21 protein-coding genes and 1 tRNA gene are annotated in these 26,862 nt (G+C 65.3%); 13 read left to right on the forward strand and 9 right to left on the reverse strand.

Features of this window, described 5'->3' with window-relative positions; translation table 11 throughout:
- Positions 1 to 218: 218 nt before the first annotated feature.
- The 8 genes from BerOc1_RS05175 to BerOc1_RS05210 are packed head-to-tail and all read left to right on the forward strand — an operon-like array spanning position 219 to position 8,839.
- Positions 219 to 1,601 (forward strand): cytochrome ubiquinol oxidase subunit I, encoded by a 1,383-nt coding sequence (locus BerOc1_RS05175; protein WP_071544672.1) that lies wholly within the window; start codon positions 219 to 221, stop codon positions 1,599 to 1,601.
- Positions 1,598 to 2,587, forward strand: coding sequence for a cytochrome d ubiquinol oxidase subunit II (locus BerOc1_RS05180; RefSeq protein WP_071544673.1), 990 nt, complete (start codon positions 1,598 to 1,600; stop codon positions 2,585 to 2,587). The genes BerOc1_RS05175 and BerOc1_RS05180 overlap by 4 nt, the downstream gene beginning before the upstream one ends.
- The gene (gene nuoI, locus BerOc1_RS05185) at positions 2,584 to 3,144 is read left to right on the forward strand and encodes an NADH-quinone oxidoreductase subunit NuoI (protein ID WP_071544674.1); all 561 of its coding nucleotides are present in this window, start codon (positions 2,584 to 2,586) and stop codon (positions 3,142 to 3,144) included. Before BerOc1_RS05180 ends, nuoI begins: the two co-directional genes overlap by 4 nt.
- On the forward strand, positions 3,141 to 3,737 hold the full coding sequence (locus BerOc1_RS05190) for an NADH-quinone oxidoreductase subunit J family protein (protein WP_071544675.1): 597 nt from the start codon (positions 3,141 to 3,143) through the stop codon (positions 3,735 to 3,737). Before nuoI ends, BerOc1_RS05190 begins: the two co-directional genes overlap by 4 nt.
- Positions 3,734 to 4,039, forward strand: coding sequence for an NADH-quinone oxidoreductase subunit NuoK (nuoK, locus tag BerOc1_RS05195; RefSeq protein ID WP_071544676.1), 306 nt, complete (start codon positions 3,734 to 3,736; stop codon positions 4,037 to 4,039). The genes BerOc1_RS05190 and nuoK overlap by 4 nt, the downstream gene beginning before the upstream one ends.
- Before the next feature lie 4 nt (positions 4,040 to 4,043).
- The gene (gene nuoL, locus BerOc1_RS05200) at positions 4,044 to 5,954 is read left to right on the forward strand and encodes an NADH-quinone oxidoreductase subunit L (protein WP_071544677.1); all 1,911 of its coding nucleotides are present in this window, start codon (positions 4,044 to 4,046) and stop codon (positions 5,952 to 5,954) included.
- Between the two features lie 5 nt (positions 5,955 to 5,959).
- Positions 5,960 to 7,420, forward strand: a complete 1,461-nt coding sequence (locus BerOc1_RS05205) for a complex I subunit 4 family protein (protein ID WP_207503293.1) — start codon at positions 5,960 to 5,962, stop codon at positions 7,418 to 7,420.
- A gap of 15 nt (positions 7,421 to 7,435) precedes the next feature.
- A complete protein-coding gene (locus BerOc1_RS05210; protein WP_071544678.1) occupies positions 7,436 to 8,839 on the forward strand; it encodes an NADH-quinone oxidoreductase subunit N in 1,404 nt (467 codons plus the stop codon).
- Positions 8,840 to 9,062: 223 nt separating this feature from the next.
- On the opposite strand, the gene BerOc1_RS05215 is transcribed toward BerOc1_RS05210, so the two are convergent.
- Positions 9,063 to 10,454 (reverse strand): NAD-dependent succinate-semialdehyde dehydrogenase, encoded by a 1,392-nt coding sequence (locus BerOc1_RS05215; RefSeq protein ID WP_071544679.1) that lies wholly within the window; start codon positions 10,452 to 10,454, stop codon positions 9,063 to 9,065.
- 379 nt (positions 10,455 to 10,833) lie between these two features.
- Complete coding sequence (locus BerOc1_RS05220; RefSeq protein WP_071544680.1) at positions 10,834 to 13,344, reverse strand: plasma-membrane proton-efflux P-type ATPase; 2,511 nt, start codon at positions 13,342 to 13,344, stop codon at positions 10,834 to 10,836.
- Positions 13,345 to 13,741: 397 nt separating this feature from the next.
- Here BerOc1_RS05220 and BerOc1_RS05225 point away from each other — a divergent pair, with 397 nt between their 5' ends.
- Complete coding sequence (locus BerOc1_RS05225; RefSeq protein WP_071544681.1) at positions 13,742 to 14,758, forward strand: acyltransferase family protein; 1,017 nt, start codon at positions 13,742 to 13,744, stop codon at positions 14,756 to 14,758.
- A 26-nt stretch (positions 14,759 to 14,784) separates the two neighbouring features.
- Here the strand turns inward: BerOc1_RS05225 and BerOc1_RS05230 are convergent, their stop codons facing one another.
- Complete coding sequence (locus tag BerOc1_RS05230) at positions 14,785 to 15,081, reverse strand: putative quinol monooxygenase (protein ID WP_071544682.1); 297 nt, start codon at positions 15,079 to 15,081, stop codon at positions 14,785 to 14,787.
- Positions 15,082 to 15,507: 426 nt separating this feature from the next.
- Here BerOc1_RS05230 and BerOc1_RS05235 point away from each other — a divergent pair, with 426 nt between their 5' ends.
- The 4 genes from BerOc1_RS05235 to BerOc1_RS05250 all read left to right on the forward strand — a co-directional run bounded on the left by BerOc1_RS05235 (position 15,508) and on the right by BerOc1_RS05250 (position 17,265).
- Entirely contained in the window at positions 15,508 to 16,107 is a 600-nt protein-coding gene (locus tag BerOc1_RS05235) for an RNA polymerase sigma factor (RefSeq protein WP_071544683.1), read from the forward strand.
- Positions 16,097 to 16,396 carry a hypothetical protein gene (locus BerOc1_RS05240; RefSeq protein ID WP_071544684.1) on the forward strand — a complete coding sequence of 100 codons (300 nt, stop codon included), beginning with the start codon at positions 16,097 to 16,099 and terminating at the stop codon, positions 16,394 to 16,396. The genes BerOc1_RS05235 and BerOc1_RS05240 overlap by 11 nt, the downstream gene beginning before the upstream one ends.
- 10 nt (positions 16,397 to 16,406) lie before the next feature.
- Complete coding sequence (locus BerOc1_RS05245; RefSeq protein WP_071544685.1) at positions 16,407 to 16,829, forward strand: hypothetical protein; 423 nt, start codon at positions 16,407 to 16,409, stop codon at positions 16,827 to 16,829.
- Between the two features lie 342 nt (positions 16,830 to 17,171).
- Positions 17,172 to 17,265: transfer RNA gene (locus BerOc1_RS05250), tRNA-Sec, on the forward strand.
- 102 nt (positions 17,266 to 17,367) lie between these two features.
- Here BerOc1_RS05250 and BerOc1_RS05255 read toward each other — a convergent pair.
- The 6 genes from BerOc1_RS05255 to BerOc1_RS05280 all read right to left on the reverse strand — a co-directional run bounded on the left by BerOc1_RS05255 (position 17,368) and on the right by BerOc1_RS05280 (position 26,859).
- A complete protein-coding gene (locus BerOc1_RS05255) occupies positions 17,368 to 19,491 on the reverse strand; it encodes a Tex family protein (protein WP_071544686.1) in 2,124 nt (707 codons plus the stop codon).
- 403 nt (positions 19,492 to 19,894) lie between these two features.
- Positions 19,895 to 21,418 (reverse strand): oligosaccharide flippase family protein, encoded by a 1,524-nt coding sequence (locus tag BerOc1_RS05260; protein WP_084641111.1) that lies wholly within the window; start codon positions 21,416 to 21,418, stop codon positions 19,895 to 19,897.
- Complete coding sequence (locus BerOc1_RS05265) at positions 21,411 to 22,394, reverse strand: glycosyltransferase family 2 protein (protein WP_071544688.1); 984 nt, start codon at positions 22,392 to 22,394, stop codon at positions 21,411 to 21,413. The genes BerOc1_RS05260 and BerOc1_RS05265 overlap by 8 nt, the downstream gene beginning before the upstream one ends.
- 126 nt (positions 22,395 to 22,520) lie before the next feature.
- The gene (locus tag BerOc1_RS05270; protein ID WP_071544689.1) at positions 22,521 to 23,150 is read right to left on the reverse strand and encodes an exosortase C-terminal domain/associated protein EpsI; all 630 of its coding nucleotides are present in this window, start codon (positions 23,148 to 23,150) and stop codon (positions 22,521 to 22,523) included.
- A complete protein-coding gene (gene xrtA / locus BerOc1_RS05275) occupies positions 23,140 to 23,988 on the reverse strand; it encodes an exosortase A (RefSeq protein ID WP_071544690.1) in 849 nt (282 codons plus the stop codon). The genes BerOc1_RS05270 and xrtA overlap by 11 nt, the downstream gene beginning before the upstream one ends.
- Positions 23,989 to 24,033: 45 nt before the next feature.
- A complete protein-coding gene (locus BerOc1_RS05280) occupies positions 24,034 to 26,859 on the reverse strand; it encodes an SIS domain-containing protein (protein ID WP_071544691.1) in 2,826 nt (941 codons plus the stop codon).
- Positions 26,860 to 26,862 lie beyond the last annotated feature (3 nt).

The following is a 26,862-nucleotide window of genomic DNA, read 5'->3' on the forward strand; positions in this document are numbered from 1 at the left end:
CCCGATGAACGACGCCCGACCTCTCCTGTTTAATAGCTTCGGGCACTTAAAACAAGTTACTGTTGGCAAAATCCTCAAAGAACATTTATCTATGTGCTCATGTTACTATCAATTTTCACGGACCGGTTGCCTCTTCAAGATTTTTGAGGGACACTGCGGAGCGGTTCCGGCAGGACTCATTCCGACGCGCGCTGAAACGCCGAATCGAGCAGCGAAACATGGTACACACGTTGACCGACTACATATTCCTCTCCAGGGTCCAGTTCGCGCTGACCACCATGTTCCACATCATCTGGCCGGTACTGACCATCGGCCTGTCCGTGTTCATTCTCCTGGCCGAACTGGCCTGGGTGCGCACCGGCCGGACGCACTGGTACCAGCAGGCCCGGTTCTGGAGCCGGTTCTTCCTCCTGGCCTTCGCCCTGGGCGTGATCAGCGGCATCCCCCTGGAATTCCAGTTCGGCACCAACTGGTCCGGCTTCTCCGCCGCCACCGGCCACTTCCTGGGCCAGATACTGTCGGTGGAGGCCATGTCCGGCTTCCTCCTCGAATCCATCTTCCTCTATCTGATGGTCGCCGGGTGGAGCCGGCTGTCGCCCAGGCTGCACCTGTTCACCACGGCCATGGTCACCCTCGGGGCGGTCCTGTCCGCCTTCTGGATCATGGTCGCCAACTCCTGGATGCAGACCCCGCGCGGCGGACATATGGAAAACGGCGTGTTTGCGGTCACCGACCGGGTGCGGGCCGTGCTCAATCCGGATCTGCTCGTCTCGTTCCCGCACATGCTCCTGGCCTGCCTGACGGCCACGGCCTTCATCCTCGGCGGGGTCGCGGCCTGGCACCTGCTGCGCGCCCGGCACACGGCCTTCTACCTGCGCGTCTTCAAGATCGCGGTGGCCGCCGGGCTCCTGCTGGCCCTGCTCCAGGCGGGCACCGGCGACCTGTCCGGGCAAAGCGTGGCCAGACACCAGCCCGCCAAGCTGGCCGCCACCGAGGCGTTCTGGAACACCAACGGCCCGGGCCAGGGCGCGGCCTGGTCCATCTTCGCCTGGCCCGACGCGCAGAACGAGCGCAACGCCGTGGAATTCCGCATCCCCTACGTGCTCAGCCTGCTGGCCACCCACGATCCCTTCGGCCGGGTCGTCGGGCTCAAGGACATCCCGCGCGACGAGCGGCCGCCCATCGTGCTCATCTTCTATTCCTTCCGGATCATGGTCTTCACCGGCACGCTGATGATCCTGGCCGGGCTGCTCGGCGCATGGGCCTGGCGCAAGGGACGGCTCACCCCGGAACGGGCCGGGGCCCAACGCAGGCTGCTGACCTTTTTCGTCTGGCTGGCCCCCTTTTCCATGGTCTCGGTCTGGACCGGCTGGATCATGCGCGAGGTGGGCAGGCAGCCCTGGATCCTCCACGGCATGCTGAGGACGGCCGACACGGCCTCGCCGCTCACGGCCCGGGCCGTGGGCCTGTCGCTGAGCATGTTCCTGGTGGCCGCCGTGGCCCTGACCTGGCTGTTCATCGCCTTCAGCCGACGGCTGCTCAAGGAGGGGCCGGGCCGCGACACGCCGCCCGACCGCTGCGAAATCGGGAGGCGGCCATGACCCCGCACGACGGCTGGTTCCTGCTCCTGGGCGGGGTGCTCTTCCTCCACCTGGGGCTGGGGAGCATCGACCTGGGCGTCTGCCTGCTCTCCCTGTTCGCGCCCCGGGACCGGGCCGAAACCATGCTCGGCTCCATCGACTCGGTCTGGCACGCCAACCAGACCTGGCTGGTGGTCCTCGGGGCCATGCTCTTCGGGGCCTTTCCCGACGTGTACGGCGAGGTCCTGACCCGGTTGTACGGCCTGGTCATCCTGCTGCTCGTGGCCCTGGCCCTGCGCGCGCTGGGGCTGGAATACCGCCACCACGCGGCGAAACCGGGGCCGTGGCGCAGGCTGGCGGGCTGGGGCGCGGTCGCCGTCATGCTCGCCGAGGGGCTGCTGCTCGGCGCGCTCTTCCTGGGGCCGCCGGAAGGCCCGGGCCTGTATGGACTCATGGCCGTGGCCCGGCCCGAGTTCTTCCCGGCCCTGCTCTTCCTGTTCTGCTGCGGCCTGCTCATGGGCGGGGCATGGCGGCTGGGCTGGCTCAGGCGGACCCGGGGCACCGACATCGACCTGCATCTCTATGCCGCGCTCACCCTGGTGGGCGGCCTGGGCGCGGTTCTGACCGGCGGGCTGCTCTGCGGCCAGCTGGCGGAAGGCGCGATGCTCGTCCCGTGGCCGTTTCTCATCCCCGTATGCATCGTCGGGCTGGCCGACCTGGCCGTCCTGTACGCCAGCCTGCGGCCCGGCTGGCAAGGATCGCCGCTGCCCTGGGGGCTGGCCCTCATCGGGCTGGCGCTGGCGGCCTGCGCGGCCGTGGCGCGCGGCGCGTGGGCCGCGACGGGCCCGGCCGGAGACGGCGGTGAGCTGTGGTTCCTGACAGTGGCCACGGCCGTGCTGCTGCCCCCGCTGCTGGCCTTCCAGATTTTCCAATACCGCCTGGAACGGCCCGGCAGGATGTCCGGTCACCCGGCCCAGGCGGACCCGGCAGGGGAGGAGCGGCCATGACCCGCGATCGGCTGATCGACATCCTCAAGGGCGTGGGCCGGGGCACCAAGGGGCTGCTCCAGGGGTACGGCGAGACCTTCAAGGCCATGTTCACCAAGCCCATCACCGTGCAGTACCCCGAGGAAAAACGCACCCCGCCGCCGCGCTCCAGGGCGCACATCATCCTGACCCGCTCCCCGGACGGGGACGAACGCTGCGTGGCCTGCTATCTTTGCTCGGCGGCCTGCCCGGTGAGCTGTATCTCCATGCAGGCGGCCACCCGAGAGGACGGCCGCCGGTACGCTGCCTGGTTCCGCATCAATTTCGCCCGCTGCATCTACTGCGGCCTGTGCGAGGAGGCCTGCCCCACCCTGGCCATCCAGCTCACCCCGGCCTACGAGTTCGCCAGCGACGCCACGCTCAAGCTGGTGGCCGAAAAGGAGGATCTGCTGGTGGACCACGGGGGCAAGGACAGCGAGTACGATTTCTACCGCCACGCCGGTGTGGAGGAGAAGTTCCCCCGCGAGGAGCACGAGGGCGAGAAGCCGCCCGTCAACTACAAGAGCAACCTGCCATGACCCTGTACGCCGCCCTGTTCTACTCCCTGGCCGCCGCGACCCTGATCTGCACCCTGGTGGCCGTGACCCGCCGGGTGCTGGTCCACGCCGTGGTCTGGATGGTCGGCTCGCTGCTCGGCACGGCCCTGATCTTTCTGCTGCTCGGCGCGCCCCTGCTGGCCGGTTTCGAGGTGATCATCTACGCCGGGGCGATCATGGTCCTCTTCCTGTTCGCCATCATGCTCATGGCCCAGGAGCCCAACGAGCCCAAGGAGGTCCGAGCCATGGTCCGCCGCAGGCTGTTCGCCAGCATGTTCTGGCCCACGGTCTGGGGGCTGGCCGGGATCGTCGCCTGCATGGCCCTGATCTCCTTCGACCCGGCCAACACCACGCCGCTGACCGCCGGGCGCGTCTCGCCCCGGGCGCTCGGGGCCTGGGTCTTCGGCAACGCCTGGCCCGCGGTGGAGGCCGTCTCCCTGCTGCTCTTCGCGGCCCTGGCCGGAGCCCGCTACCTCGGCCTGCCCCTGGTGCACTCGGACCGGCCCGAAAAGATCGGCGAGAGCCTGGACATGGACCAGCCGCCCTGCGCCGTGAACCCGGAGGATGAACGATGATCGTCCCCTTGGAACACGTCCTGCTCTTTGCCGCCGCCCTGTTCTTCATCGGACTCATCACCGTGGTGGCCCGGCGCAACCTGATCATGATCCTGCTCGGCGTGGAGGTCATGCTCAACGCGGCGGGCGTGGTCTTCGTGGCCGCCGCCCTGCGCTGGTGGGACATCGCGGGCCAGGGCATGGTCCTGTTCATCATGGGCGTGGCCGCCGCCGAGATCGCGGTGGGCCTGACCCTGGTCTTCCGCGTCTGGCGCAGGACCCGAAGCCTCAACCCCGACTCGCTGAAAACGCTTGAGGACTGACGGCATGACCGCGACACTCTGCCTGACCCTTTTCGCCCCCCTGGCGGGCGCCGTGATCCTGGCCCTGGCCGGACGAGCGTTGCCGCGCATGGCGTCCGGCCCGCTGGCCTGCCTGGCCGTGGCCGCGTCCCTGGCCGGCGCGGTCGCAAGCTGGGCGCAGCTTGATCACGGACGGGAGCTGGTCGTCCATCTCTTCACCTGGTTCGAGGCGGGCGGGCTGCGCGTGTCCGCCACCCTGCTCTACAACCCCCTGTGCGCGGTCATGACCACCATGGTCGCCTTCGTCTCCCTGGTCATCCACGTGCACTCCCTGTTCTTCATGCGCGACGACGACGGCTGGGTGCGCTACTTCTGCTACCTCAACCTGTTCGTCTTCTTCATGCAGTCCATCGCCATGGCCGACGACCTGGTCTTCCTGTTCATGGGCTGGGAGGGCGTGGGCTTCTGCTCCTTCTCGCTCATCGGCTTCTGGTACGCGGAACCGAAAAACGTGCTCGCGGGCAACAAGGCCTTCCTGGTCACGCGCATCGGCGACGTGGCCTTCCTGGGCGCCCTGGCCGTGCTCTTCGCCTCCACCGGCGACCTGAGCATCCACCATCTGTCGAGCAGCGCGCCCATCATGGCCGCCGGTACCCTGACCCTGGTGGGGCTGCTCCTGCTCACGGCTGCCACGGGCAAGTCCGCCCAGCTGCCGCTGTTGGTCTGGCTGCCGGACGCCATGGCCGGCCCGTCCCCGGTGTCGGCCCTGATCCACGCGGCCACCATGGTCACGGCGGGCGTCTACCTGCTCATCCGCACCTTCCCGGTCCTGCTGAACGCCGACGCCGCGGCCCTCCAGGCCGTGGCCGTGGTCGGCGCGCTGACCGCCTTCGTGGCCGCCTGCTCGGCCCTGGCCCAGCACGACATAAAGAGGGTCCTGGCCTGGTCGACCATCAGCCAGGTGGGCTACATGTTCCTGGGCGTGGGCGCGGGCGACCCGTCGGGCAGCTTCTTCCACCTGCTGGTGCACGCCTTTTTCAAGTCCCTGCTGTTCATGGTCGCGGGCATCGTCATCCAGGCCCTCGATGAGGAACACGACATCTTCCGTATGGGCGCGCGGGTGCGCAAAATCGTACCCGGCGCGGCCCTGGCTTTTTTCTGCGGGGCCGCCGCCCTGGCCGGATTGCCGCCGTTCGCCGGATTCTTCAGCAAGGGCCGCATCCTGGAAAACGCCCTGAACATGGCCCAGACCGGCCAGGGAATCTGGGTCTTCGTCTGGGCGGCGGGCACGGTCACGGCCCTGCTCACCGCCATTTACAGCTTCCGCGTCTTTCTCCTGGCCTTCACCGGGCGTCCCTCCCTGCCGCCCGAGACCGGCACGGAAAAGACGCCCGGGGCCATGCTCCACGTGCTCTGGCCCCTGGCCCTGCTGGCCGTGGTCGCCGGGCTCCTGGACCTGCCCGCGCACTTCGCCCATCTGGTCGGCGCGCCCGCCCTGTGGCTCGACCGCCTGACCGGGCTTATCCCGGCCGCGCGCCACGGGGCCGAATGGACCGGCACCCTTGCCGAGGGACTGGACGCCGGGCTGGCCGTGCTCGGGCTCCTTGTCGCCCTAGCCCTGTACGGCCCTTGGCGCGAACGCCGCGCCCCGGCCCAGGACAAGGGGATGCCCCGGTTCCTGCTCAACGGCTGGGGGTTGGACGCCCTGTACATGAACACCGTGGCCCGGCCCTACGTCCGGGCGGCCTCCAAGGTCTGGCGGAACGTCGAGGACCGGCTGGTGGACGGCGCGGCCCTCGGGCTCGGGGCGCTGGCCCTGCGCGCGGGCGGACGGCTCTCCAAATGGGGCGCGGAGCGCCTCTCCAACTACCTGCTCTGGCTGTTGCTGGGCGTGGTCGCCATGCTCGTGGTCATGGCCGCCATAGGGATTCGGTGAGGCTCATGATGCATGACTTTCCGCTGCTCACCGCGCTCATCCTGCTCCCGCTCCTTGGCGGGCTGGCCGGGCTGTTCTTCCACCGCCAACCGGCCCAGGCGCGTTTCATCTGCCTGGTCGCCGCCCTGGCCGAGCTGGCTCTGGCCCTGGTTCTCCTGCCGAAAGTCCTCGACGCCCGCGTCCTGGTCGAACGGTTCGACTGGATTCCGCTTTTGCACGTGCAGTATTCCCTGGCCATGGACGGACTAAGCTATGTCCTGGTCCTGCTCACGGCCCTGCTCGGCGTGCTCGGCATCCTGACCTCGTGGCGCGAGATCCGCGAGGGCGTGGCCGTGTTCCACTGCCTGCTCCTGGCCGCCCTGAGCGCGGCCATCGGCGTGTTCCTGGCCCGCGACCTGCTGCTCTTCTACCTCTTCTGGGAGGCGCAGCTCATCCCCATGTTCTTCCTCATCGGGCGGTTCGGGCATGAGCGGCGGCGCTACGCGGCGCTCAAATTCTTCGTCTTCAGCATGGTCGGCGGGCTGCCCATGCTCCTGGCCGTGGTTTGGCTCATGCTCACCGGGGTCAACCCGTCCCTGGCCGCCCTGGCCGCCTCGCCCGTGCCGGGCGCCATGCAGGGCTGGTGCGCGGCGGCCTTCATCCTGGCCTTCGCGGTCAAGACCCCGCTGCTGCCGGTCCACACCTGGCTGCCGGACGCCCATACCCAGGCCCCCACGGCGGGCAGCCTGCTTCTGGCCGGGGTCCTGCTCAAGACCGGGGCCTACGCCATGCTCCGCTGGGCCATCCCCCTGTTCCCCCATGCCGTTGCCCAGGCCGCCCCGTGGCTGGCCGGGCTCGGGCTGGCCGGATTGTTCTACGCCTCCTGGACCGCCATGGCCCAGCAGGACGCCAAGCGGCTGGTGGCCTATTCCAGCGTGGCCCACATGGGGCTGCTGACCTTCGCCCTGTTCGCCTTTGACCGCACCGGGCTGTCCGGCGCGGTGGTCATGATGGTCAGCCACGCCCTGACCACGGGCGCGCTGTTCGTCATGGTCGGCATGCTGGCCGAGCGGTTCCATTCCAGGCGGCTGTCCGACTTCGGCGGGCTGTGGGGCAAGATGCCGGTCTACGGCGCGTTCATGCTCTTCTTCGCCGTGGCCTCGGCCGGGCTGCCCGGCCTGTCCAACTTCGTGGGCGAGCTGATGATCATGCTCGGCTCCTTCAAGGTCTATCCGGTCGGCGCGTCCCTGGCCTTTTTCGGCATCGTGGTCGGCCTGGCCTACGTCCTGCGCCTGCTGCGCGGCACCATCCTGGGCAAACCCGGCCCCCTGACCGAGTCCGGCCAGGCCGTGGACCTGGACGGCCGGGAGATCCTGATCCTGTCGGTCTTCGCCCTGGCCGTGCTGCTCATCGGCGTGCACCCCGGTCCGCTGCTCGACCTGATCCGCGAACCGCTCAACATCCTGGCCGCGGGCAGGCCCATCTAGGCAAAGGCGGCGACCATGCACGATATCCTTCTCTTCGCACCGCACCTGCTGCTCACCCTGGGCATCCTGCTCTGCTTTGTCCTGGGCACCCTGTTCAAGCGCCCGGCCGGGCTGTACGGCGTGACGTTCGCGTCCACGCTTCTGGCCGGGGCCCTGGGCATGGCCGCGTACCCCTCCGAGGCCCCGCTCCTCCCCGCCCTGAAGCCGTTTCTGGCCACGGACGCGTTGACCGCCTATTTCCTGCCCCTGATCTGCGCCCTGGGCCTGGGCGTGCTGCTCTTCTTCGGCGGCGAGCTCAAGCGCAAGGGGCACAAGCACGACGACGAGCTTTACGCCCTGTTCCTGATCGCCCTGCTCGGCGGCGTCATCCTGGCGGGCGGCCGGAACTGGCTGGCCTTCTTCCTCGGCCTGGAACTCCTCTCCCTGCCGCTGTACATCCTCATCGGCCTGCGCAAGGACAGCGGCGGCACCGAGGCCTCGGTCAAATATTTCGTCATGGGGGCCACGGCCAGCGGGATACTGCTCTTCGGCACCGGCCTCATCTACGCGGGCTCGGGCAGCCTGGACATCGCGCACAGCCTGCGCGCCCCGGAAGGCGGCGGCACCGTGCTCGTCGGCCTGGCCATGGTCCTGGCCGGTGTGGCCTTCAAGCTGTCGCTCGCCCCGTTCCACCTCTGGGCCCCGGACGTGTATCGCGGAGCCCCGGCCTCGGTGGCCGCCCTGCTGACCTCCATGGTCAAGGCCGCCGTGGGCGGCGGGTTGCTGCGCATCGTCCTGGACCTCGGCCCGGACCTGTGGCCCGCCACGGTCCCGGTCCTCTGGGGGCTGGCCGCCCTGACCATGCTGGCCGCCAACCTGGCCGCTCTGGCCCAGGACAGCCTCAAGCGCATGCTCGGTTTTTCGTCCGCCGCGCACATGGGCTACCTGCTCATGGGCGTGCTCTGCGTCAACCAGGCCGGGCCCGGCCCGGTCATGTTCTACGCCGCCGCCCTGGCCGTCATGGACCTGGCCGCCTTCGGCGGGCTCTCCCTGCTGGACGACGGGACCGAGCCCGTGGACACCCTGGCCTCCCTGCGCGGCCTGGGCCGTTCCCGCCCCTGGGCCGCCGGGCTGCTCGCCGCCGGGCTGGCCGCCTTGGCCGGGCTGCCGCCCACCGCCGGATTCACCGGCAAACTGCTCCTCTTCCGGGCGACCATCATGGGCGGCTACAACTGGCTGGGCGTCATCGGCATCCTGGGCGCGGCCCTGTCCGTATTCTATTACCTTCGCCCCCTGGTCGCCCTCTACCTGCGCGAGGGCGGCGCGCCGTCCCTCCCCGAACGCCTCACCGTGGCGGGCGGCGTGGCCGTCTTCCTGGTCCTGCTCGCCCTCGTCGGTTTGGGCGTCGCGCCCTCGCCTGTTTTGCAGTTGATTCCTTAGATTCAAATCAGGTTTTGATGGCCGCTTCGCGGCGTTTGCCGGGTGATTTCGCCTCTGGCGGGCAGCACTAGCTCTTAGGCGAGTCCTCGAGCCTTAGAGATAGCGACAGCAGCGATAGGGTTCGCACCCTTGCATCCCGGTTATGCGCCTGCGGCGCGGGTGGAGTCATAAAAAAGGGCGGCCCCTTATCGGGACCGCCCTTTTTGCGTTTGGTGGGAATCGGCTAGAAGTCGCCGTCGATGTCGGCCACGCCGACCACCTTGTGGTTGACGAACTCCTTGATGCCCAGGTCGAGCAGCTCGCGGCCGAAGCCGGAATTGCGGACGCCGCCGAACGGGATGTCCGCCTTGACCATGGTCGGATGGTTGACGAAGACCATGCCGGTGGAGATCTTGCGGGCCACTTCCTCGCCGTGCTTCAGGTCCGAGGTGAAGACCGAACCGCCCAGGCCGAACGGGGTGTCGTTGGCGATGGCCACGGCGTCTTCCTCGTCCTTGGCCCGGAAGAGCATGGACACCGGGCCGAAGAACTCCCAGTAGCGGGCCGGGTTGTCCAGGCCAACGTTCTCCAGGATGGTCGGCTGCACGAAAGCGCCCGTCTCCGGGACCTTGGGGCCCACTTCGGTGGCGGTCGCGCCGTGCTTCACGGCCTCGGCGATCCTCGCCTTGAGCTGGTCGGCGGCCTCCTGGGAGGACAGCGGGGCCAGGGTGGTCGCGGAATCGAAGGGATCACCGGCCTTGAGGCCCTCCACGCCCTTGACGTACTTCTCGCGGTAGCGGTCGTACAGCTCGTCCACGATGATCATGCGCTTGGACGAGCAGCACACCTGGCCGCCGTTCCAGTGGCGGCCGAACACGCCCCACTTGACGGTCTTGTCCAGGTCGGCGTCGGCCAGGACCACGAAGGCGTCGTTGCCGCCCAGTTCCAGGGTGGCCTTCTTCAGCGCCTGGGACGCCTGGGTGGCGACCACCTGGCCCGCCTTTTCTGAACCGGTCAGGGCCACGCCGCGCACGCGGACGTCGTTGATGATCAACTCCAGCTGGTCGCGGGTGGCGAACAGATTGGTGAACGCTCCGGCGGGCAGGCCGGCCTCGAGCATCAGCTTCTGCATGGCCTGGGCGGACTGGGGCACGATGGAGGCGTGCTTGAGCAGCAGGGTGTTGCCCGCGGATAGCTGGGGCGCGATGATCCGGGCCACCTGATAGTACGGGAAGTTCCAGGGCTCGATGGCCAGCAGCACGCCCAGCGGTTCGGCCAGGAGCTTGTACTCCCCCTTGGTGGACGGGTCCACGTCCAGCTTGCGCGGGGCCAGCTGGGCCTCGGCGTGCTTGGCGTAATAGTCGAAGATGTCGGCGGACAGGTCCACCTCGGCCTCGGCCTCGGCCGTGACCTTGCCCATCTCCAGAGTCAGGAGCCGGGCGTACTCGGACTTCTCCTTGCGCAGGATCTCGGCGGCCTTGCGCATGACCGCCGCCCGCTCGGCAAAGGGAGTCTTCCTCCAGGCTTCGAAAGCGCTCTGCGCGTCATCCAGGGCCTTGCGGACCTCGTCGTCGGTGGCAAAGGGGAAGGTGGCGACGGTCTCGCCGGAATACGGATTGATGGTGGCGTAACTCATAGTGGAACTCCTTGGGCGCATGGCGCCCGGTATCGGCAACATGCCTCGGGATGCTGTGGTTGAACGAAACGGGCCGCAAACGGTCTGTTTCGCGAAGTCAAATCCCGTCGCGCATGCCGCCTTGCATGCTGTCCGGGCGCACGGCCCGAAGCGGGTAAACTACAATGCTTGAGTCGGATTCCAACCGATGCCCGGGGATCGATGCATTCGGCTTCAGGTATGTAGTCGCTAATAAAAGGTACAATCAACTAGGGGTATTAATAACATTTTAATAATCATTGTCAACAATGAATCACAAAAAATTCGACAGCTTTTTCGCGTCCCGGCAAGAAGGGGTCGCCGCGTGGCTCCCCCTTTCATTCTTGCCCCGGCCGTGTCCTCAACGGCTGCTGTCCAGGCAGGACCCGGCGTGCAGGGATTCCCGCACCCGGCACAAGAAGGCCCGGTTGTGCGATGAGCCCTCGCCCATATGCTTGTAGATGGCCATCTTGACGAAGTCGGTCAAAAACGCCCAGGCCAGCGAATAGCCCCAGACCAGGCCGATGGCCGCCCAGTCGATGGGCGCGATGAGCCCGAAGCCGTAGGCGGCCAGCAGGGTGCCCAGAAGCTTGGTGCCCACGGCGGACCAGACCATCACCGGCGCGGGGTACGGCGGCTTCCAGAAGTACCCCCGGCTGCGCGAGACGAACAGGGTCAGGTGGCCGGACACCGCCATCTTCAGGAAGATGTAGGTCTGGACCTCGGCGATGGTCAGGTGCAGCCAGGTCAGCCCGAGGTAGAGCATCAGGAAGCTGCCGAGCACCCCGGTCAGTCCCATGGCCAGGGAGACCGACAGGACCCGGTGCATGTTCCAGCGCACCGGGTTGGGGTCCAGCCAGGTGCGGTCGTAGGCTATGGTGATGATCGGCACGTCGTTGAGAAAGGCCAGCAGGATGATCATGATGGCCGTGATCGGGTAGAAATTGAAGGCGATCATGGCCAGGACCACGAAGATCATGATCCGGATGGTCTCGGTGATGCGGTAGATGGCGTAGCTGTCCATGCGCTCGAAGATGCGCCGGGCCTCCTCCACCGCGTTGATGATCACCGAGATGCCCGGCGCGGTCAGGACCAGGTCGGCGGCCATGCGCGCGGCGTCCGTGGCCCCGCTCACGGCGATGCCCATGTCCGCCTGCTTCAGGGCGGGTGCGTCGTTGACCCCGTCGCCGGTCATGCCCACGATGTGGTTGCGCGACTGCAACAGCTTGACGATGTTGAACTTGTGCTCCGGGAACACCTGGGCGAAGCCGTCGGACCGCTCCACCTCCTCGGCGGCCTCCCCCTCTTGACCGTCCGCCTTGAGCCACTTCCCGGCCACGGCGATGTTCTGCCCCAGGTCGAGCTGGCCGGAAATCTCCTTGGCGATGGCCAGGTTGTCGCCGGTGACCATCTTGACCTCGATGCCGTGCTTCCCGGCCTGCCCGATGGTCTCCTTCGAGTCCTCGCGCGGCGGGTCGAACAGGGGCAGGATGCCCAGGAACCGCCAGTCTCCGCCCGCATCGCTGCGGGCCACGCCGATGGTCCGGTATCCCTTGACCGCAAAGCCGTGGGAGGCCTCCTCGGCCTTGTCGCGGACGTCGTCGCCCACTCCGGCCAGGTCCAGGATGACCTGCAACGCCCCCTTGCTGACCTTGAACCCCGCGCCGTCGGCCCTCTTTATCGAGGCCTCGGTGCGCTTGCCCACCGGGTCGAAGGGCACGAACTTCTCCTGGGTATACGTGGACAGGACGGCCTTGTCCCCAAGCCCCTCCATCACGGCGATGTCGATGGCGTCCTCGTTCTCGGCCTTGGAGGCCAGGCTCCCGGCCAGGATCAGGTCGGCCGCGTCCGTGGCCTCGAAGACCACGGGATCGCCGAGCTTGAGCTTGTTCTGGGTCAGGGTGCCGGTCTTGTCCGAGCAGAGGATGTCCATGCCCGCCATCTCCTCGATGGATTCCAGGCGCGAGACGATGGCCTTGTGCCTGGACAGGGCCAGGGCGCCCACGGCCATGGTCACCGAGAGCACGGCGGGCATGGCCACCGGGATGGAGGCCACGGTCAGGATCAGGGCGAACTGGACCAGCTCCAGGAACGGGGTGCCCCGGAAGAGCTGGACCACGATGAGCACGGCCACCAGGGCCAGGCTGAGAAAGATCAGGTAGTCGCCTATCCGGATGACCGCCTTCTGGAAGTGGGACACGGCCTTGGCGTCGGACACCAGCCGGGCGGTCTTGCCGAAGAAGGTCTCCCCGCCCGTGGCCGTGACCACGGCCTCCATCTCGCCCTGCCTGGCCACGGCCCCGGAATAGGCCAGGTTGCCCACGCCCTTCTGCACGGGCAGGGACTCGCCGGTCAGGGCGGACTGGTCCACGCTGAGATAGTCGCCGTCCACCAAGCGGCAGTCGGCCGGGATGATGTCTCCCATGCGCAGGCGGATGACGTCGCCGGGCACCAGGTCGCGGGCCTCGACGCTGTGCCACTCGCCGTCGCGCAGCACCCGCCCCTTGAGCGCCAGTTTGCTCTTGAGCGCGTCCACGGCGTTGCCCGCCTGGTATTCCTGCCAGAAGCCGACCACCGCGTTGAACACGAGCAGGGCCAGGATGATGCAGAAGTCCGCCCAGTGGCGCACGGCCAGGGAGAGCACGGCGGCCACCTCGATCATCCAGGGAATCGGCCCCCAGAAATAGCCGAGAAACTGCATCAGCGGGCTGACCTTGTGCTCTTCCAAAGCGTTGGGCCCGTACTGCGCCAACCGGTTGGCGGCCTCGACCGAGCTCAGCCCCTGCGCGGAGCTGTCCAGGTCCCTGAAGACCTCCTCGGGGTTGCGGTAATCCTGTTCCCTGCCGTCGGTGTTCGAATCCTGTGTGCCCATGATCTGTTCCCCGCATCGAACCGCCCGCAAAGAGGGCGTATTGTGCCGCCGCCCGGCCCGGGTGCGTCCGGCTCCGGCAGGGAGGCAGCGATAACGATACCTGCCAGCATAGCACACGCGGCCCGTTTTGGGAAAGGGGCCGGCCGATCAACGCGGCCCGTCGGAATGCCCCTCTTCCGCGCCACGGCAACGCCCTTGTTTCACGGATGATTATGGATCGGAAAGCGGGCGGCGGAATCCGCCGCCGGATCATCGCCCTTCCTGTACAGCGGGCCGTTCTTTGCGTAGAGTCCGGGTCGGTAATTTATCGTTTACCGTAAGGAGGCCGGGCGTGTCGGCAAGGACATCCCGGCGTCTTGCGCAGGCGTAACCTTCCAGCATACCAATTGGAGTCCGCATGGATCGGCCCGGACATCCCGGCAAAGGAGACAGGGACCTGAGCATCGACATCGCCAAGGTGTTCGGCATAATGCTCGTGGTGATGGCCCACTCCCAATCGCCTTTTCCGCTGGAAAAGATGATCACTTCGTTCACCATGACCGTGTTCTACATGATCAGCGGCCTGCTCTACAAACCCCGAGGCGTCGCGCACGCCCTGCGCAACAAGCTGAGCACGCTGGTTGTCCCCTATTTCATGGCGGCCATCGTCACGCTGCCCACCCTCTGGGCAATCGGCCAGGGGTCGCTGTTCAACACGGATATTGTCTTCAGGCTGCTCGATGCGAAGGACGAAGGTCTGGTGTGGAACTCCCCCCTCTGGTTCCTGCCGAGCCTCTTCATCACCATAGTGGCGTTCTCGCTGCTCGAAGCCGCGCTGCGGAGCACCCGGGCCGCCGCCCTAGCCGGGATCGTCCTCGGGCTGGCGGCCTCATACCTGGTTTTGCCCGTCCGCCCTTTTCTGTTCTTCGGCCTGGACACCGCAGTCCCGGGCCTGGCCTTCTTCAGCCTTGGAGTCCTGGTCTCCGGCCGGGATAGCCTGCGCAACCCCTCGCCCAGGTGGAACCTCGCGGCGTTCGCTCTCTGCTTCGGCCTGTGGGTGGCCACCAGGATGCTCGGCGGCCACCCCTATTTCATAATGGCCAAATACAGGATCTCTCCCAACCTGTTGTTTTTCGCCACCGGCATCGCCGGGACATTCGCCACCCTGTACTTCGCCCGATTCCTGGACCTGATATGGAAACAGGACGGCTCCGGCCTCCCGGCGCGGTTGCTGCTGTTCCTCTCCTCGTCCATGTTCGGCATCTACGTCTTCCACAAACCGATCATCAACAGCATCCGCGACTACGTTCCGCCCCTGGGCGGTCTCCGATTCCTCGTCCTCTTCATTGCGGGTGTAACGATATCCAGCCTCCTCCTGGCCCTGCTCAGAGTCGTGTCGCCCCGCCTGACCAGGGCGCTCACGGGCTCCCGATAGACCCGGCTTGAGACGGCACCGGCCGGTCAGGCCGCGTCGACCGCATCCCAGAGGTTGACCTCGGTGGGGCAGGCCTGCAGGTCGGCCGTGGCCTCGCGCATGGCGGCCATGTGCGCGGAGCGGCCGTGGGCCTCCAGGTGGGCCGGGCTCTCCCATATCTCGTAGAACAGGAAGGTGTTGCCGTAGCCCGAGCGGTGCAGGTCGTAGCGCAGGCAGCCCGCCTCGGCGCGGACCTCGGGGATCACCTTGCGCAGTTCCTTTTCCAGGGCCGCCTCGCAGCCATCCTTGGCCATGATGACGGCCGTCACATAGGTCTTCGCCATGTCTTTACTCCTTTTGATTGCGCCGGGGCTCTCCCCGGCGGGCCGAGCCAGGGTAGCCCAGGCCGGGCGGCCGGGCAACCGGCCGACGGGCCGTTTTTCGCGCCGGGCGAAAAACCGTGTAACCGCTTCCGGACGCGCGGCGATGTTACCACTGTGGGCGGCGCGTTTCCGGCCCACGGGTTTCCGGGCGGACCGGCGCCGGGCGCGGCGATCCCTCCCCCGGCCGGAGGCCCCCGTTTGTTCGATCCGTCGACTCCAACGGCACGGGGCACCGTCTCCCGCCCCACCCTGGTAAAGGATCGATCTCCCGGGGGCCGCGCCGGGCGCGGCCCCCACAACGAATACAGGGCGCGGCCCGCTTGTGGCCCCGCGCCGCATGAGGCATGCTGCGGACATTGACGGCACCGCAACGATAGAAAAGGTCGAATGCCCGTACACCTGGACGACGCAGAGGTCATCGAGCGCATCCTCGATGGCGACCGGGACGCCTTCGCGCTCCTGCTCAAGCGGCACGAGAGCCATGTCTCCCGGCTGGTGGCCGCGCATGTGCCCGCCGACCAGGCGGCCGAGGTGGCGCACGAGGCGTTCATCCGGGCGTATAAGGGACTGCCGGGCTACCGTCCGGTCAAGCCGTTCCGCAACTGGCTGACCACCGTGACCCTGCGCTGCTGCAAGGATTACTGGCGCAGGACGTACCGGAGCAGGGAAGCTCCGGTATGCGACCTGAGCGAGGACGGGCAGCGCTGGCTGGACACGGCCCTGGCCGCAGCCTCGGCCGAGGAATTCGAAACCCTGGCCCGGCGGCGTGAGCTGGGCGAGATACTCGCGGCCGTCCTGGACATGCTTTCGCCGCTGGACAGAATGGTCATGACCCTAAGCTACCTGGAGGAGCGTTCGACCAAGGAGACGGCGGAGATGCTCGGCCTCAGCGTGCCCAACGTCAAGGTGCGCGCCTTCCGGGCCAAACGGAAACTCAAAGGCTTTCTCAAACGCTACGGCATCCAAGGAGAGGAGCATGAAGCGTAGATCCACCCCCAAGGAATTTCACACCCTGCTTTCCCGGATCCATGCGGCCCGCCCGGACTGGCGGCCCGACCGGTCCTGGCGCGACGCGGTTCTGGACGAAGCGGCCCGGCTGCGCGCCTCGGCCATGGACCTGGACCGGCTGGCACCCCGCTTCACCCTTGCGGCCGCGGCCGTGTCCGGGGTCAGCCTGCTTGCCGCCTTCTGGGTCCTCAGCGACCTGTCCACCCGAATCCTTTCGGTCCTGTCCAGCCAGGCGCTCCAGTTCGGCGCGCCCGGCCTCGGCATATAGGGAGCGGGCCATGCGCAAATGGAAAATCTGGACCGCCTTTCTGGCGGTGTTTCTGGCAGGGGCCCTGTCCGGCGTGGCCGGAACCGGACTGTACATCAGGCTGCACTTCGCCCCGCCCCCGGACCGCGAGACCTTCCGGACGGAGTTGACCGAGCGGGTGTCCTCCACCCTGTCCCGCGAGCTGGACCTGACCGGCGAGGCGGCCAAGGCGGTGCGCGCCGAGGTGGCCGCCACCCTGGACGAGCTCGAGGCCGTGCACGCAGAACTCCGTCCCCGTGCCCGGGCCATCGTCACGGACGGCATCGAGCGGGTGAAGGGCCACCTGACCCAGACCCAGCAGGCCGAGCTCGACGAGCTGATCCGGCGCAACCGCGAACGGCCCTTCAGCCTGTTCCGCCTGCCGCCCCCGCCCCCACCGCCCCTGTTTCCCTGAACCGGTGCTAAACCACGCCCAAACACAACCCCCTTGTCCCCCCCGGACAAAGTTGATAGGTGTCTGTTTCCAGTAGGCATCTGTCTGCAGGCCCCGGGGGAGGACGCGACCAGCGCCCCCGCTCCCCCGGCCGCCCGCAAAGGCTTGGAGCAAGGGCCGCGTATCCCATACGCAGCATCTTCTTCCGTCCAACGCCTCAACCGGCGCTCAAGTGCGAATTTTCGCGCAGGCGCGTCGGCTGCAAGGCGCAAGGAAATCACAGGGCCGCCGCGTATTCCTATACGCAAGGGTCTGGGATTTCCGCAGCAACGCCGCAGACGGCGTGCCTGCGCGAAAATTCGGGGAAGCGTTTCGGCACCGGTGTGTCGCTTGGTCTTCAAAACCAATGTGTGGCAGTGATGTCACGGGCAGGTTCGACTCCTGTACGCTTCCGCCATCGCTAACCAAAAGAGACAGTCCGGAGACTGTCTCTTTTTTTATTAAAGCAATGGTTCCTGCGCCAGGCCAGCTTGCGCAAGCCACACGGCTGGCCTAACAATTATCCATTTTTCATGCTCAACCCAATCCGCCGCCGTTGAACGTCAACACTGAGCACAGTGACTTCCACCTCTTTGCCCGCGGCCACGACGTCGGAAGGATCACGGACAAAACCGTCCGAGAGCTGGCTGATATGCACCAGGCCGTCCTGATGGACGCCGATATCAACGAAGGCACCGAACTTGGTCACGTTGGTGACGATGCCGGGCAGCTTCATGCCCTCGTGGAGATCCTTGATGTCGTTCACCCCTTCGGCAAAGGAAAACACGCTGAACCCGGCTCGTGGATCACGGCCGGGCTTGGCAAGTTCATTCATGATGTCCCGAAGGGTCGGCAGGCCCACATCTTCGGAAACATACGATCCGATGTCCACGCGGGCCCGGGAGTCCTCATTCGTCACCAGTTCGGCAACGGAGCACCCCGCGTCCCTGGCCATCTTTTTCACCAGATCATATCGCTCGGGATGAACGGCGCTGCTGTCGAGAATCTCTTTGCCTTTGACGCGGAGGAATCCGGCGGCCTGCTCAAAGGCCTTGGGGCCAAGCCGAGCCACCTTGAGCAACTCGCGCCGTGAAGAAAACGATCCATTTTCGTCTCGGTAAGCCAAGATGTTCTCGGCCAGCACCGGTCCAAGGCCGGAGACATGGGTCAGCAGTTCGGCGCTGGCGGTGTTAAGGTCGACGCCTACAGAGTTGACGCACCGCTCCACAACGTCATCAAGTCCCTTTTTCAAAGCGGTCTGATCCACGTCGTGCTGATACTGTCCCACCCCAATTGATTTGGGATCAATCTTGACCAGTTCGGCCAGCGGGTCCATGAGCCTGCGGCCGATGGAAACAGAGCCGCGCACAGTGAGATCAAGATCCGGGAACTCACGCCTGGCCACTTCGGAGGCCGAGTAGATGGAGGCACCGGACTCGTTGACCAGAACGACGGGAACACCAAGACCAAGCTCACGCACGAAGGCCTCGGTCTCGCGTCCCGCCGTGCCGTTGCCTATCGCTATGGCTTCGACGTCATACCGTGAACAAAGATCGCGGAGTATCTGCGCCGCGTCAGTCTGCTGTTTCTTTGAGCCGGTCGGATAGATCGCGGTATGATCCTGGAGTGCGCCCTGGGCGTCGAGGACGGTAAGTTTGGCGCCGGTTCGAAAACCGGGATCAAGAGCCAGTACACGCTTCTGGCCAAGAGGCGCCGCGAGCAACAACTCGCGCAAGTTCGAGGCGAATACGCCAATGGCTTCGGCATCCGCCCTCTTCTTGATTTCCGCACGGACCTCGTTTTCAATGGAGGGACGAAGAAGCCGTTTGTAGCTGTCTTCAAGGGCCAATCCGACCTCCTGGGCATCAGGGCCGGAACCGTGGACCAGCTCACGAACCAGCAGGCCCACGCCTTCATCATCGGGCGGTCGCAAGAAGAGCCGGAGGACTTTTTCCTTCTCCCCTCTGAACATGGCCAAGGCCCGATGCCCCGCGACACGCACAAGCGGCTCATCCCACTCAAACCAATCCCGGAATTTCTGCCCTTCCTCCATCATCTTCTTGACGACCTTGGACTGGAAACGGCCACGCTTCACGAACAGGACGCGGAGGGCTCCACGTATTTTGGATTGCTCGCTCACATCTTCCGCGATGATGTCTCGTGCACCGGCAAGGGCGGTCTCAATGTCGGGGACATCCTTGTCGGCGTCGACAAAGCGCTTCGCCTCCAATTTGGGATTGATGCCCTCCTGCTTGAAGATCGACTTTGCCAAAGGAGCCAGGCCGCGTTCCTTGGCGATGCTCGCGCGTGTCTGGCGTCTGGGGCGGTGCGGAAGGTAGATGTCCTCAAGGATCGTCTTGTCCTTGGCGTTCTCGATGGCGATTTTGAGTTCATCAGTGAGAAGCCCCCGTTCGGCCAAAGAGGAAAGGATGGAGTCGCGGCGTTTATCCAGTTCGGCCAACTCGGTGAGCCGGTCACGGATTTTGCCGACGGCCACTTCGTCCATGCTCCCCGTGGCTTCCTTGCGATAGCGGGAGATGAAAGGAACCGTGGCCCCTTCGTCGATGAGAGAGGCCACGGCTTTTACATGCTTGCCGGAGAGCGCAAGTTCCTGCGAGATGCGCTGGATATGTTTGTCGTTCAAGCTTTTGTTCCTGTTTTTTAATACATGAGTGATTGTCTCTTCACCCGGATAGAGTCCATGCCCAACGAATCGACACACTCTCTATCATGGCCTCCCTGTCGGCGCCACCGTCCATGGGGGATTGCCGTACATTGACCTCCCTACCGCTCCTACCGCTTTCGTCCAAGATTCCGAACCGTCCCTGAAAAGCGAACGAATTCGAGCAGTCATGACAGGGACGGCACACGGAGGCCAGGGTAAATCATCAGCAAATACGAATTGATAGGTTGCCACAGAGCCAACCTCGGCTACAGGCTCCCGTACGCTTCCGCCAAACCGAAAAACAAAGGGCGTCCCATGGAACGCCCTTTTCGTGCTCTTTTCCGGCCGCAGCGACGTTTACCGCCGCCCTTTAGCCCAGAAGCTATCCGGCCTGGCGGCCGCGTAAGACGACCATCCGCCATATCCGCGAGCGCTCGTTTGCGCTCAGCATGGTCACGAACGCCACCGGGACATAGGCCGCCACCAGGATGGCCGCCTTCAGGAAGACGTCGGCGTAGGAGTTGGAGGGCAGCCTGTCGTCGATGAGAAAAAACGCGAGCAGGAAGACCGCGATAGGCGGGGCCAGCTTCAGGTAGCAGCGCAGCAACTGGTCCGTGATGGAAATATGAAAACTTCTGCTCAGATACACCGTGAAGATGGAGAAGAAACACAGCGAGGCGACGGTGCTCAGCGCGGCCAGGGCCGTGATCCCGCCCAGGTAGCAGGCCGGTATGGAGAGCAGGATGTTGAGGACCAGGCCGATTGTCATGGTCTTCGTGTAGAAGCCGACATCCCCACGGCCGATGACCAGCCGTCCCAGGAGGGGCTGCAGGCCGACAATGGCGAAGGACCCGGCGAGAAACCGCAGGGCGGCCCCGCCTTTCTCCTTGTAGACCGGATCGATCCACACGCCGACGAAATCGGGACCGAGCACCATCACGCCGAAGAATATCGGCATGCTCAGGGCGATGACGTACCGCGTATATTGCAGGTACAGGCCTCGGGCCGTCCCGTCGTCATCCTGGGCGTAGAGCTCGCTGAAGACGGGCATGAACGCCGCCGTGGTGGAGTAGACGATCTCGTTGCCGTAGGTGGCCAGGCGGTTTACCACGGAATTATAGGCATTCCAAATGGTGCCGATGGTCGACACGATGATGATCGGCGACGTCTTGTCGACCAGCCTGATGGCCAGGGTCATGTAAAACAACTTGCCGCCCAGGTTGATCAGTCTCTTCATCTGCGCCGGAGCCGGCATCCGGAGCCGCAGCTTGTGGGTCGGCATCTGTCTCTTGAAGACCATGTACAAGGCGATCGTGGACAGGACGCTCACGGACAGCTTGACCACCGCCAGGCCGAGCAGGCCGTATCCCGCGTTCAGGACAACGATGGTCGCAATCAGCTTCAGCACGCCAAGAGTGATGTCTATCAACGACTTCATGTGGAACTGATGGAAACTGAGGATGATACCCGTGAATATGTTGGCGACGAAGACGAACAGGATATCGATCCCGATCAGCGCGGAAATGGCCAGGGGCGACTCGGACCCGAGCGCGCCGTGGTCTATGGAGGCTATATACCGAGGCATGAACAGCATAATCGCCACCAGGCATGCCGCCCCGAACAAGGTGAACAGGGAAATCGACGAGGTTATCAGCTCGTTCAGTTCATCCAGCTCCCCTTTGGAACGGTACTCCGCCGCAAGCTTGGTCGTGGCCGTGGTGATCCCCATGTCCAGCAGCCCGGAATACCCGGCCACGGTCAGAACCACCGCCCAGAGCCCGTACTGCAGGTCTCCGATGGCCGCGATGGTGAACGGCGTCAGATAGAAAAGGATGCCCAGGTTGATGAAATGCCTGAGGAAGGAGGCTATGGTGTTTCTCGCCAACAGCCTGTGCACGCTAATCATTTTTCAGCCACTTGCCCAATAATATATATTTCATTCCATGACCGATCTTATACGGGATGAACGTCTTCAGCAGCAGTATGACCGCGTCCTTGGTGGTCCCCTTGGCGATCCGCATGCACCGGACAAGGAGGTTTCTTGCCTCCGCGCCCTTTCCGGATGTGTAGAGGATATACGCCAGGGTATGCCCGTCCTGCAGCAGCCTTTGGGTCAATGTTTCCCATGCGGCGCGACTGTCGCCGACCACCAGCCGGCCACTCGATATAAGCCGCAGATGGTCTTCAATTATAGTCACGGAGGCACGCATCCAGATTGCTCTTTTCGCCGTCAGCCGGTCGTCTTCCAGATGTCGGTCGAGCAGAGGCGTATCGATGTAGGCCACGTCGCCTTCGGTCGATATTTTCAGAAAAAGATCCCAGTCCTCGCAAATGGGGAGTTCCTCATTGAAGAGGCCGTGCTTGACGAGCAGGTCCTTTCTGACCATGGTGCATGACGGCAACATTTTGAATCCATTAACCATGTTATGATAAACATAGTCGCCGTCCGGTCTGAAGCCACGGCCCCAGTGCACGCCGGATTCATGCCAGACCCTGCCGTCCTTGACCTCGCGCCAATCCGTGAAGCACAGCGGAATGCCCGTATCGGCCGCCATCACTTCAACCTGTTTCTCAAGCTTGCTTTCATACCAGGCGTCATCGGCGTCGAGGAACGCGACCAGCTCCCCTCTTGCCTCCGAAATGCCTATGTTCCGGGCGGAAGCGGCCCCGCCATTGTCCTTGTATATATATCGGGCTTGGGGATAGTTCCCCGTCACGACAGCCTTCGTATCGTCCACCGAACCGTCGTCCACCACGATGATTTCGTACTTCCCGTACGATTGCCTCAGCACGCTCTCGAGGGCTTTGCCGATCAGGCCCGCGCGGTTGTACGTCGGTATGACGACACTGACCATGACTTCTTCATTCGCCGCAACGGCCATAATTGACTCCTGATTCACTGGTGCCGTGTCCGAGGCACCATTTGCGGACCGGCGAGAATGTCCCTGCCGGGCATGTTTTTCCACTGTCCCCGATTGCCGACCGCCCACTAGACCAGACGACTTCCATCATTCCGGCAGGTATTGGTGGATGAGGGGATAGAAATCTGCGACAAAGCGGTCCATCACGGGGTTACGGCCCGCATGCGGGTCCGGGATGGGCATGGACACGCGGATGAAGGCGGCGTCCTTGCGCCGGGAGACGATGGAGTTCCACATTTCGGACAGTTTGAGCGCGTACTCGTTGGTCAGAATGCCACCCCTGACCTGGTACCAGTAATAGAAGGAGACCGTATAAACGTCCTTGCTCATGACCGTGTCCACGATCTCGACGTCCCGGCCGTCGCGCAGGCGAACCGGAATGAGCCCGGTGGAATTGGTGTACCAGCCCGAACTGGGCAGGCAGTTGCGCGGGGAATGGATGCCGCCGTCGCCCTTCCTGCCGCCGTGATAGCCGATGTACAGGGTCACCCGGTGCCCCTGGGCGTCCACGTAGTCCCGGGACATGTAGTCCGTGGGCCGCAGGATGGCCATGATCTCCGGGGAGAAGATGTCCTCCCGGACCATGCGCCATTCCCCCACCCGCGCCGGGAACTCGGACAGCGGCCTTTCCAGGAGTACGGGTTTCGGTTCGACCAGTTGGATGTAGGCCCCTGCCGCGAGCAGCAGGGCGAAAACGAGGACGAACTTACGATTCATGGCGCTTCTCCCCCAGTTTCAGGCCCCAGCCGATCACGGCCATGACGACCATGGCCACGAAAAAGACCATGAACCCGGCGAACTCGTGGAAGAACCCTTCCGCGGCCACGCTCCCGTAGTGCTTGGCCAGCACGCCGGTCAGAAACACCCGCATGATGTTGGTGATCACGGCCACGGGCAGGGCCGAGACGATGAGCACCCATTTCTTCCAGACGCCGCGCTGGGTCAGGAAGGCGAAGGCCACGCTGAGCGCGATCAGGGACATGAGCGAACGCAGGCCGCTGCACGCGTCCGCCACCTCCAGGGTGATGTTGGGCAGCATGATGATGTTTCCCTCGCGCAGGACCGGGTAGCCGAAGAAGACCAGCCCCTGGACCGAGACCTTGGCCACGAAGAGTTTGAGCGGCATGGTCATGGAGTCGTAGAGGATCACCGGAATGGGCACCATCAGCAGGAGGTACAGCAGGGGAAGCAGCATCCGCCTGCACGCCTCCCAACCCAAAAGGTAGACGATCGTCCCGCCGGTGACGGTGATCATCGAGGTCCGCATGGTGAAGTATTCCGTGGCCAGGGAACCGACCACCAGCTGCGCCAGCCCCAGGAGCACGATCCACAGTCCCCAGCCCGCCGGTTCGGCCGGGGCCTCAAGGATGCTCTTGCGGTTGGCCCAGAGGAAATAGGCGGAGACCAGCGGCACCAGGAACCCGTGGGAGTAGTTGTCGTCCCTGGCCCAGTCCGAGACCATGTCGGTGATGATTTCGTGGTACACCAGACCGATGACCACGCAGTACGCGGCCACGTACCACTTGTTTGCTTCGAGCCACTTGGAAACTGTCACGGGTCCTCCGGGGTCGGCCGTTGCGTGTTCGGTCACCAGTCCGCCCTAGCCCTGCGGCCTGCTGATGCCGACGGTGACGGTTTTGGCCTGGTGGCGGATGGTGTCTATGGGGCGGGTCATTTCCTCGATGGCCTTGTTCAGGATGGTCAGGATGTCGGGCAGGCGGGCCTCGGTGGCCTGGATGGCCCGGGCCTGGTTGACCAGCCAGAGCATGTAGTTGGCCAGGGATGCGGCCACCCGGGCGGGCAGGGCCGAGTCCGTGGCGCCCGAGGCGATGCGCTCGACGCACTCGTTCAGGGCGATGAGCAGTTTTTCGCGATCGAAGGTGGTGTTGCCCTCGAGCATCCCGCCGATGAGCACCCGGGCCCTGCGGAACGGCTCGGCGTGGCCGTCGATGGCCTTGGCGGCGGACACGCCCCACCAGTGCCCGGCCACGGTCTCGAGCACGAAATCCAGGCCGCCGCCCGCGCGCGGCACCTTGACCGTGGCCTCGGCCACCCGGTCGAAGCGGTCCTCGTCCTCGGCGCAAAACACGATGGGCGAGCCGTTGTGCGCCTTGAAGATCGTCGTCTCCTTGACCGTGTCCGTGACGACCATCTCCGGCAAATCCGAGGCCATGACCAGGGTCAGGGGCTCGGTGGACAGGTCGATGTGCTTCTTGTCCTCCGTGACGTCGCACGGGATGGATTTATAGCATAATTCCGACAGCTTGATGCGCACCTCCTGGGCCGCCACGCAGTTGGCGCCGTTGCCGACCAGGGCCCAGTAGCGGTGCACGGGCGCGTACTTGCGGGCCACTTCGGCGATCTGCTCCTTGTTCTCCAAAACCTTGTCGATCTTCGCGGGCAGCCCTTCCAACGCTTCGATTTCCTTGAGGATGGCCCCCTTGTCCATGGTCCCGAGGATGTCCGCCAGCCAGAGGGAGAGCAGCTTGCCCGCCGCGATCTGGGAGTAGAACGCCTTGGTCGAGGCCACGGCCATCTCCACGTCCCGGCCGTTGCTCGTGTAGATGTGCGAGTCCGACTTCTGGACCAGGGGCGAGTTGCGCCGGTTGACGATGCAGTTGACCCACGCGCCCCGGTCGCGGCACAGGTCCACCACCCGGTTGGTGTCCGTGGTCGTGCCCGACTGCGACACCGGGATCAGGAACACGTCGTCCATGCCCTCGTCGCCCATGAACCCGATGAGTTCGCTCCCGGTGTAGGACTCGATGGCCATGCCGGTGTCGGCCAGGGTGCGGCGCAGCAGCCGGGACACGGCCATGGCGGCCACGGCGGCCGTGCCCTGGCCCACGCAGATGATCCGCCGGATGGGCCGGGTCTTGTCCCGGAACCGCCCGACCAGGGCCGGGCCGCGCCCGAATCCTTCGGGCAGGAACTCCACACCGCCGTTTTTCTTGAGATATTTACCGTGCAGGGTGTTGCGCACCGAGTCCGGGGCCTCGTGGATCTCCTTCTCGATGTAGTGGGCGTACTCGCCCCGGAAGATGTCGCGCGAGAAGATCTCGATCGTTTCCTCGGCCAGGGCCACGGGCTCGCCGTTGTCCAGGTAGCGGGCCACGGGCACGGCGTCCGAGGGGTCGGTGTCGCGCAGGACCACGGACACCCCGCCCTGGCGGTGCACGGCCACCGGGAAGGACGACCGCGCCCGGGCGGCCATGCCGTAGGCCTCGCTGGCCACCAGCCAGCCGTCCTGCGTGCGGCCGATGTAAAAGGACTGGCCCGACCCCTTCTGGGCCAGGAACTGCGAGTCGAAGTCGTTCAAATTCTGCATGACCACGGCCAGGGACCCCTCGCAGCGCCTGAGCACGTTGCGGAACCGCTCCTCGGCGTCGTCGCTCTCCTCCACGCCCAGGTGGAAGAGCACGGGCAGGATCTTGGCGTCGGTCGAGATGGCCGACGGGATGTGCGCCCCCTTGGACAGGACCGATTCCTCCACCAGGGTGCGGTAGTTGTCCACGTCGCCGTTGAGCACGAACATGGTCTTTTCCAGCCCCGTGGACATGTCGCCCTCGACCAGGCCGTCCACCGGATGGCAGTTGGGCACCGAGATGATCCCGTTGGACGCCCATCGGGTGTGGGCGATGATGTTCAGCGTCCGCAGCCCCTGGGACATGGTCCACAACAGCTCGTCATGCTTGATGAATTCGCGCAGAGCCGCGCCGTTGTCCCCGAGTTGGCCGACCAGCTGGGCCACCTTGTACAGGAAGCGGCAGGCGGTCCGGCCGTCGGCGAGCTTGCGCACCAGCACCTGGCGGGTGTCGGCGTTGTTGATGGACGAGCGGTCGGCCAATTCCTGTTTCTGAGCGGCGGTCAGACCGGCCTCCGGATCCACGCCCTCGGGCAGGACGAATGCCAGGGCCACGCCCGCCGAGTCGCGGCCGCGCACCTCGAGCTTGTCGATGGACTGGAGCACCTGCTCGGCCCCCCAGGCCAGAAAATGCCGGTCCCGCGCCTCCACGTCCCCGGCCAACTCCCCGGGCATGAGCGCCAGCGTCCGGTCCACGTTGACCAGAACCTCGCGCTCGATCTGCCACAGATAGTCGTCCAACGCCTCGCGCAGCGACTCCAGCTCGTCCGTGCGCGGCCCCTGCTCCAGCTTCACGGCCGCCGCGTTGCGCAACGCCCGGATGGTGTCCCGGATGGACGACAACGCCCCCAGCGCCTCCGCATCCCCCACCAGCCGCATGTGCACCCCGAACGACATCAGATCATAAAACCGACCCGCCAGCTCATTCAGCGGCTTGGACGCCGCGAGGAGGTCGGTCCCGGCGTTGGCCTCGGCAAAGGACGCCTCGAGCTCCCCGAGCCAGGATACGTCCGGCACGGCCACCCACAGCCTGTTGCTCAAAAAGCTCGCGATTCCGCACATGGC

Source organism: Pseudodesulfovibrio hydrargyri, from assembly GCF_001874525.1.
GTDB lineage: Bacteria > Desulfobacterota > Desulfovibrionia > Desulfovibrionales > Desulfovibrionaceae > Pseudodesulfovibrio > Pseudodesulfovibrio hydrargyri.